Genomic DNA, 8,053 nt, shown 5'->3' with positions numbered 1-8,053 from the left:
CGCACCGAGATGAGCCAGCTCCACGAACTCGGGAGCGACCCCAAAGGCCGCGAACATCTGAACAGGCTGTACGACAAGTACAGTGAACTCGTGAGGAAATACGAGCTGGAGCTTCAGAACAACTCATCCGACGAGAGCGACAGCTCCGAGTACTAGCAGAGTGTCTGATCGCCGTCGCCACCGGTGCGAGGACGCGAACGACCTGTCGGGCCCAAGAGAGCCGAGGATCGCAGACAGGGTCAGCCAGCCGCCATCCCGCTGAGGTGGGCGATGGACCCAACGGACACTTCGTGCTCCGGCTACGTCTCGCCGACGTCGCGTGACTCGGACGGCAGGCCGTGCGGCGCTGCGCTTGGCCGTACATCTTGCGGCGGTCCAGTCGGGGTTCCACATTGGCGGCATGGTACCGTGCACCATGCGCAAGTTCATAGGTCCCCCCGCCGCTATCTCCGGTTCCCTCGGCGCCGACGCCGCGGCTGTGCCGAGCTGGGAGCGCGCGTCGGGCGCGCCGCCAGATGGCTCGGCACGTGCAGCTTTCGGCGGCGCCGAGACGCGCCGTGGCGCGGGTCGGATTCGCAGCGCTCGGCTGGCGCAGCCCGGTCTCGGGACTCACGCCGAGCTTCAACCCCTCGGACCGTTCACTCACGATCGACGGCGACTTCGACCTGGGCCCGAATAGCAACATCTCCAAGAACGGGTACCCCTGGCTCTGGGACGATGACGCTCAGAACCTGGGCGCGGGTTTGCAGGCCCTGGCGTCAACCACCAGCGGCTCCAACAACACCGCCGTCGGCTACTACGCCCTCTATGGCAACACCGAAGGCAGCAACAATGCCGCGCTGGGAACAAATGCGCTCGGGCAAAACCAAGACGGCGACTGGAACATCGCCATTGGCAACAGCGCGCTCTTCGCCAACACCAGCGGGAGCTTCAATCACGGGCTCGGGCATTTCGCTCTCCGCTACAACACCACGGGATCCCACAACGTCGCGGTCGGCAACGCCGCCCTGATGAATACCGACGGGAACTCCATGTACCTGGACGGCAGCAACAACACCGCCGTCGGAGACGGCTCTCTCTTCTCCAATACCACTGGGAGCTCCAACGTTGCGGTGGGAAGCGGCGCTCTCTTTTCCAATACTGACGGGAACTCCTTGACCGCGGTCGGCTCGGGCGCCCTGGCGAACAATACGACGGTAGTCGGTACCTACTCTACGTACCGAGGTGAGGGTAACAGTGCCTTCGGAACCAACGCGCTCAGGGCGAACACCATTGGCTCCCAGAACACCGCTACCGGGAGCGAATCCCTGCAGGAGAATTTGACCGGATCAAGAAACACGGCCACCGGCTATGGAGCTCTGCAGAACAACACTGACGTCGTAGGACCCAGCAGCACTTATTCGGGAGAGTCAAACTCCGCCTTCGGAGCTAACGCACTGCTCAACAACACCTACGGCTCCAACAACACCGCCGTCGGCGCACACGCGCTCCAGGACAACATGACCGGTCACTACAACACGGCCGTCGGGCTCTTCGCTCTCGAGCCTTCGACCGGCAGTTTCAACATCGCTCTCGGGAGCGACGCCGGCGCCGTGACTCCACCCGTGGGTAGTTCCAACATCTTCATCGGCAACGGCGGCGCCACGGGCGACAACTACACGATTCGCATCGGCAACCAGCCGTCCGGGATGCCGGAGGAGGGCCAGCACAACCGAGCTTTCCTGGCCGGGGTGTACGGAGCGATTGTCCCGGGCGAGCCGGTTTGCGTCAACGCCTCCGCTCAGCTGGGGCAATGCAGCGCGCCCGGGGTGCTCTCGTCCCGGCGCTTCAAGCGCGAGATTCGGGACATGGGCGAGGCCTCTGGGAAGGTCTCCGAGCTGCGGCCGGTGACCTTCCGATTCAAGGAGGGGTTCGAGCGAGGCAGTCCGGAACTCCAGTTCGGATTGATCGCGGAAGAGGTCGCGGAGGTCTTTCCGCAGCTCGTGGAGTACGACGAGGGCGGCAAGCCCTACACGGTCAGGTACGAGCTGCTCACGCCGCTGCTTCTCAACGAGATCCAGAAGCAGCAGCGACTCCTGCGGGCGCAGGGGGAAGAGATCGCACGCCTGCGCGACGATACTCGGCTTGCCGCCGAGCAGAGCCGCGAACTGGCTCACCTGCGGGCGCGTCTGGACCGCCTCGAGGCCGCGCAAGCCAGGACCTCACGCACGAGACATACGGGGAGCCAGGGCCAGACCGCGTTTCTCCCGGCACCCGGTCGCGAGCCGCCGGGCTAAGCCCGGACGGGGCCTCGGGGACGCCTGAACTTCCGGCCGCCCCTCCGGTCGCGGATCTCCAAGCTGAGCAAGTCGCTCAGACTCAAGCATTTACGGCGTCGCGGCGGGAGAGTTGTGAAAAGGTCAGGCTAGACTTCGACCGTGCTTCGCCGGCTGCTGCTGTCGCTCGCCGTCATCGCGGGTTCGTTCGTCGTCTATCAGTGGGCGACCTGGCCCGAAGTCGACGATCTGGCAGCGGGCGACCCTACGACCAGCGCCTTCATCGAACGACACAATCGCAAGTCCGGTGGCCGCGCGCTTCACACTTGGGCGCCCTACGCGGACATCGCCCCGAGCCTGAAGCACGCGGTCTTGGTGGCCGAGGATATCGACTTCTTCAGCCATCGGGGCTTTGCAGTCGAGGAGATGCGCATCGCCCTGCGCGAGTCTCTTGACGAGGGGCGAAAGCTTCGAGGCGCCTCGACGATCACTCAGCAGCTGGCCAAGAACCTCTGGCTGTCTCCATCCAGAAACCCGTGGCGAAAGGTCAAAGAGATCGTGCTGACCAACCAACTCGAAGGGAGCCTCTCGAAGCGCAGGATTCTAGAGCTGTATCTCAATGTGGCCCAGTTCGGACCCGACGTCTTCGGCGCCGAGGCGGCGGCCCGGCATTTCTACGGTGTTTCGGCCGCCCGCCTCACCGTGCGTCAAGCAGCCGAGCTTGCCGCGGGGCTGTCGAGACCCGGTTCCTGGAACCCAAACAGCTCCAGCCGCGGCTACCGGCACCGCGTTGAGATCATACGAACGCGAATGCGGCGGGCGCGCTGGGTTCTCCGTGAGCTATGAATGGGTTTCGCGTTCAAGGGTCGCGTACGGTCGACACGGTGGTCGACCGCTACAACCGCGCTGCCTTGAGCGCCTCCACCGGCGAACCGCCTGTTGAGTCTCCGCCGATGCGCGGATGAAGGAGCGCCGTGTGTGCCTCGGAGGGAGCCTCTCTTTGCTCCCGTAGAGGCAGCACGGGCGCGACTCAATCGGTCCGCCTGGGGCCGCATCCGGCGCCGAGAACTAGTCGATAGAAAACTCTCGGTCGACACGGAGGTCGACCTCTACAAGCCTGTAGTCCCGAAAGGGCTTCTCCGGGTTACCCCTCGCGCAGGGCCGATGCCACCGGCATCCGCGCGGCGCGTATCGCCGGGAAGAGACCTCCCACCAGCCCGATCAGAGCCGCGTAGAGAATCCCATTCTTGAGCAGCGTCGCGTTGACATCAAAGGCGAAGGCGATCTGGCTGAAGCTTTGCCAGTTGATGGTCGCGGCGCGAAAGCCGTCGAAAGCGAGGTAGGCCAGCCCCCCACCGATGAGCCCGCCGGCGAACGCCAGAACCAGGGACTCGAAGAGCACCGAGATCACCACCGGAGCCGACTTGAAGCCCAGCGCCCTGAGGGTCGCGATCTCTCGGGTGCGGGCCGAAACCGCTGTGTACATCGTGTTCAGAGCGCCGAAAATGGCCCCGAGACCCATCAGCCCCGCGATCAACGAGCCCAGTCCGATGATGATGCTTCGCAGCAGACTCGACTGCTCGGAATAGAACTCGGTCGCTTGAGCCACCTTGACGTTCAAACGGGGATCGGTGGTCAGCGAATCCTCGAACTCGGAGAAGGCCTCGACCGAGTTCAGCTTGGCGTAGACCGACTGGTAGGAGTTGCCGCGCCGATAGGCCGGCTGCACCACCGCGGCGTCCGCCCAGATCTCGCCCTCGGCGATGCCGCCGCCGGCCTCGAAGATACCGACCACCGGCCATTGCTCGCCACCGACCTCGATGCTCGAGCCCAGATCCAACCCTGAGAACTCCCGGCTCGCTCCCACTCCCACGACCAGCTGGCTCAGCCCCCACTCGAACATCCGCCCCTGGGTGATCTCTAGGTTGCTGCGCACCTCGAAGGCCGCGGGAGCAACACCTCGAAGCGGAACGTTGGCATCGGTGCCGGTCGAGCGCTTGGGCAGGTTGATGATCACGAACAGCTCGGGAGATGCCATCGGACCTCCGGCGTAGCGCGCAATGCCTGGCGCGTCGGCGATGATCTCGGTCTGGGGTCCGCCGAAGCCGCTCATCATCTCGGAGTCCGAGCCGCTGCGCAGCACGATCGCGTTCTCGGGCTCGCCCGAGTTCTGGACCATCAAGCGGATGCCTTGGGCGATGGAAAGCACGCCCACCAATACCGCCACGACCCCGGCAATCCCGAAGACCGCCGACAACGCGGCGCCCTTGCGCTCGGGGAGCGTTTGTAGGCTGAACTTGGAGACCGCGAAGATCTGGGTGAACCAGTTGAGCATGTCGAGCTACCTCCTCAGAGCGTCTGCGATTCGTAGCCGTTGAGCTTGCAGCGACGGCAGGATCCCGGCCGCGATGCCGACCCCAAGAACCAGGAAGACGCCCAGCGCGACGTCGGACAGGGGGAAGTAGAACACCGGAAACGCGCCTCCTGTGGGGTCGCCCTTGAAGGTGATCAAGGCCCAGGCCACCGCCAGACCCAACAGACCCCCGATTCCGGCCAAGAGACATGATTCGCCGAGCACGAGTCCGAGCACGCCGCGGTCGGTGAAGCCCACGGCCTTGAGCACGGCCAGCTCGCTGATTCGCTCACGCACCGTCTGCGCCATGGTGTTGCCGGCGATCAACAAGATCGTGAAGAAAACGGCACCCAGAATCGCCATCAGGATCCTGGCGATGTTGCCGACCTGATTGGCAAAGCCCTGAACAAAGGCGCCTTCGGGCTCGGCCTTGGTCTCGGCCGGCGAGTTGGCGAACTCGGTGTCAATCGCCTGAGCGACCTGGGCCGCTTGGTCCGGATCCTCGACCCGAACCCAGTACCAACCGACGTTGCCGTCGCCCCAGGCCCGGGCTTCTTCGAAGTAGTCGTGGCGGAAGAAGAACTGACTGGTGTCGGTACCCTTCTCGGCACCCTCGAAGATACCCACCAGATCGAACTCCCAGGCCCGGGTACCGTCCTTCTTGCTCCAGATGGTGGCCTGAATCGGGATTCGGTCGCCGACCTTCCAGCCGAAACGCTCGGCCGTCACCCGGCCCACGATGGCGCCGGTCCGGGTCGAGAGCCACGCCTGTTTCTCTCCGGGCTCGAGAATGTACTCCGGAAACATGTCCAGAAAAGGTTCCGGCTCGACCGGCATCTGCGCGAAGAAATTCGAGGGCTTCTGGTAGATGCCCCCGAACCAGGTCGCGTGAACCGCCAGATCGACTCCTTCGATCTGGTGCATGCGGTCCTCATAGCTCTCGGGCAGAAACTGGATGATCGAGACCTTGTGGCGCACGACCAAGCGGTCGACGCCCGCAACGTCCACGCCCTGGTTGAAGGCGACCCGCACCGCGGCCAGGAAACCGAAAAGCACGAATGCCACCAGGATTGAAAGCGCGGTCAAAGTCGTGCGCAGCTTCTTGCGCTTCAGGTTGCTCAGGATCAGCTTGAGGTATTTCATTCGACCGGCTCCTCACTGAGCTGCCCCTTGTCCAGATAGAGCGTCCGTGAGGCTCGTGCGGCGGCGTGGGGATCGTGGGTCACCATCACCACCGTCTTGCCCTGCTCGGTGTTGAGCGTCTGGAGAAGCTCCAGGACCGCGTCGCCCGATTTGCGGTCGAGATCACCGGTCGGCTCGTCGCACAGCAGAAGCGTTGGGTCGGTGACAATCGCGCGCGCGATGCCGACACGCTGCTGCTCGCCACCCGAAAGCGTACGCGGGTAGTGCTTCATTCGATGCGAAAGACCGACAACCGCCATCGCCGTCGCGACCTGCTGCTTTCGCTCCTTGGCGTTCAGCCGAGTCAGAAGCAGCGGCAGCTCGACATTGCGCGAGGCGTTCAGAACCGGCAGCAAGTTGTAGAACTGAAACACCAAGCCCACGTGGCGCGCGCGCCACGAGGCGAGCTTGCGGTCCGAGAGTCTGTCGATGCGTTGACCGGCGACGTGAACCTGCCCCTTGGTGGGGCGATCCAGTCCCCCAACCAGGTTGAGCAGGGTCGACTTGCCGGAACCCGAGGGGCCCATCAGCGCCAGAAACTCGCCCTTCGGAATCTCGACGTCGAGCCCGCCGAGAACGTGAATCTCTTCCGAGCCTCGCTTGAAGACCTTGTCGACACCCTTGACGTCGACAAGCAATCCGTTGTCACTCATTGAGTTGTCTCCTCTACCTCGTCGCCATCCTTGAGATCCTCCGGCCCTGCCAGGACCACCCGCTCCCCGCCACTCAACCCGGCCAGGACGAAGGCCTCCTGCTCGTTCGTGTTACCCAGCTTGACCGCCCGGCGCTCGACCTTGCCCCCGGCGACCACGAAAACCAGATCCGTGGCGCCGTCGTTGCGAACTGCTTCGCGCGGCACGACCACCGCGGCGCTGGCCGCGCCGCCCTGCTCCTCGACACCCTGAAACGCCACCTTGACCCCCATGTCCGGCAGGATTCGAGAATCGAGCTCGTCAAACCCAATTCTCACCCTGACGGTCGCGGTGCTGCGATCCGCGGTCGGAATGATCGCGATCACCGAGCTCGGGATCTTCCAGTCCGAATACGAGTCGAGCGTCGATTCCACCCGTTGACCAGGCGTTACGCGATTGATGTAGGCCTCGTTGACGTCGACCTCGATCTCGAGTGAAGACATGTCGACAATCGTGCCGATACCCGTGCGGGTAAACCCGCCCGACGACATGGGCGAGATCATCTCTCCCGGTTGCGCGTTCTTGGCCACCACGACGCCGTCGAAGGGCGCCCGGATCACGGTGTCGTCGAGCGCCTGCCGAGCGACTGCCAGGCTTCGCTCGGCCACGGATACCGCCTCGCCCTGACTGTCCAAACGGGCCGCGAGCGAGTCGGCCTGGGCCCGCGCCTTGTCGAGCTCGGCCTGGCTGGCGACCTGGTCGCCTACCAACCGCTCGATCCTCTCCAGGTCGAGCTGGGCTTCAGCCAGGCGCACGCGGGTCTCTTCCAGGTCTGTGCGTGCCGCTCTCAACTGGGCCGCCGCCAGGTTGACGCGTGCCCCGGCGTTGGAGTCGTCCAACCGAGCCAGGACCTGCCCTTCGGTCACCTCCATGCCCTCCTCGATCAGAACCTCCTGGACTTTGCCGGTGACCTTCGACGAAACCGTGGCCTGGCGCCGCGCCGTGACGTAACCCGATGCGTTGAGCACGGTCTGCCGGCCGCCGACGGTCACCTCGCGAGCGGTCGCCACCTGGACACCGGCGACTTTCGGTCTGGAGACCCACCACAGAACCACCGCCAGAACCAGCGCGACCGCGGCGATCACAGCAAGCCACTTGCCCCTTGCCCGAGCGGGCTCCTCGGTGCGATCGATGCGCAGTCCGTCCAGCTGCTCTTTGATTTCCGGCACTCTGTTGTTCTCCGATCCGAGTCTTCGAGGCTGAAGTCTACGCGGAGTCTACAGGCTCGGACTAGCCGGCTCGGCCGGCGGTCGATTCGGCCGATGTCCGGTTTCCGGACGATCGCGAGCGGTCGGCGAGCAAGGCGCCGGCCCGGTACAGCAAATAGAAGCCGACCATCTGAATCACGTGATACAGATCGTTGTGATTGAAGTGCCGGTGGAGCGTGAAGCCGCTCGCCTGAACGCCGGCGGCGGCGAAGCTGACCAGGATGCCTGCGATCACCCAGGGGCCACCGGGCCAACCGTGTCCGATCCAGCGCCACAGCGCGACGACGGCGACAAAGACCATCGCGGGCAGGTACTCGAGAATCACGTACTCGAAGCCGTCGTGCCGGGCCATCCAAACGGCAT

General features: G+C 64.5%; 8 protein-coding genes. 3 read left to right on the top strand and 5 right to left on the bottom strand.

Features of this window, described 5'->3' with window-relative positions; genetic code table 11:
- From GY769_06180 to mtgA, 3 genes are all read left to right on the top strand, one after another.
- Positions 1 to 156 (top strand): hypothetical protein (locus tag GY769_06180; protein ID MCP4201508.1); only part of this gene is annotated, 156 nt, incomplete at its 5' end.
- A 359-nt stretch (positions 157 to 515) separates the two neighbouring features.
- The gene (locus tag GY769_06175; GenBank protein MCP4201507.1) at positions 516 to 2,276 is read left to right on the top strand and encodes a hypothetical protein; all 1,761 of its coding nucleotides are present in this window, start codon (positions 516 to 518) and stop codon (positions 2,274 to 2,276) included.
- A 141-nt stretch (positions 2,277 to 2,417) separates the two neighbouring features.
- Positions 2,418 to 3,101, top strand: coding sequence for a monofunctional biosynthetic peptidoglycan transglycosylase (gene mtgA, locus GY769_06170; protein ID MCP4201506.1), 684 nt, complete (start codon positions 2,418 to 2,420; stop codon positions 3,099 to 3,101).
- A gap of 298 nt (positions 3,102 to 3,399) precedes the next feature.
- Here the strand turns inward: mtgA and GY769_06165 are convergent, their stop codons facing one another.
- From GY769_06165 to GY769_06145, 5 genes are all read right to left on the bottom strand, one after another.
- The gene (locus GY769_06165) at positions 3,400 to 4,590 is read right to left on the bottom strand and encodes an ABC transporter permease (protein ID MCP4201505.1); all 1,191 of its coding nucleotides are present in this window, start codon (positions 4,588 to 4,590) and stop codon (positions 3,400 to 3,402) included.
- A gap of 6 nt (positions 4,591 to 4,596) precedes the next feature.
- Positions 4,597 to 5,751, bottom strand: a complete 1,155-nt coding sequence (locus tag GY769_06160; protein MCP4201504.1) for an FtsX-like permease family protein — start codon at positions 5,749 to 5,751, stop codon at positions 4,597 to 4,599.
- Positions 5,748 to 6,443, bottom strand: a complete 696-nt coding sequence (locus GY769_06155; protein MCP4201503.1) for an ABC transporter ATP-binding protein — start codon at positions 6,441 to 6,443, stop codon at positions 5,748 to 5,750. The genes GY769_06160 and GY769_06155 overlap by 4 nt, the downstream gene beginning before the upstream one ends.
- The gene (locus GY769_06150; GenBank protein MCP4201502.1) at positions 6,440 to 7,651 is read right to left on the bottom strand and encodes an efflux RND transporter periplasmic adaptor subunit; all 1,212 of its coding nucleotides are present in this window, start codon (positions 7,649 to 7,651) and stop codon (positions 6,440 to 6,442) included. The genes GY769_06155 and GY769_06150 overlap by 4 nt, the downstream gene beginning before the upstream one ends.
- A 61-nt stretch (positions 7,652 to 7,712) precedes the next feature.
- The coding region (locus GY769_06145; protein MCP4201501.1) for a hypothetical protein at positions 7,713 to 8,053 on the bottom strand (341 nt) is incomplete at its 5' end.

The sequence above is a fragment of the bacterium genome (assembly GCA_024224155.1).
Classification (GTDB): Bacteria; Acidobacteriota; Thermoanaerobaculia; order Multivoradales; family JAHEKO01; genus CALZIK01.
Note: the sequence above shows the minus strand (reverse complement) of the source record. Positions and strands in the feature narration are given on the sequence as shown.

Excerpts from the sequence above, each read along its gene's own strand:
- GY769_06160 (MCP4201504.1), bottom strand. The coding sequence starts at position 5,751 with ATGAAATACCTCAAGCTGATCCTGAGCAACCTGAAGCGCAAGAAGCTG.
- GY769_06155 (MCP4201503.1), bottom strand. The coding sequence starts at position 6,443 with ATGAGTGACAACGGATTGCTTGTCGACGTCAAGGGTGTCGACAAGGTC.
- GY769_06175 (MCP4201507.1), top strand. The coding sequence starts at position 516 with ATGGCTCGGCACGTGCAGCTTTCGGCGGCGCCGAGACGCGCCGTGGCG.
- GY769_06165 (MCP4201505.1), bottom strand. The coding sequence starts at position 4,590 with ATGCTCAACTGGTTCACCCAGATCTTCGCGGTCTCCAAGTTCAGCCTA.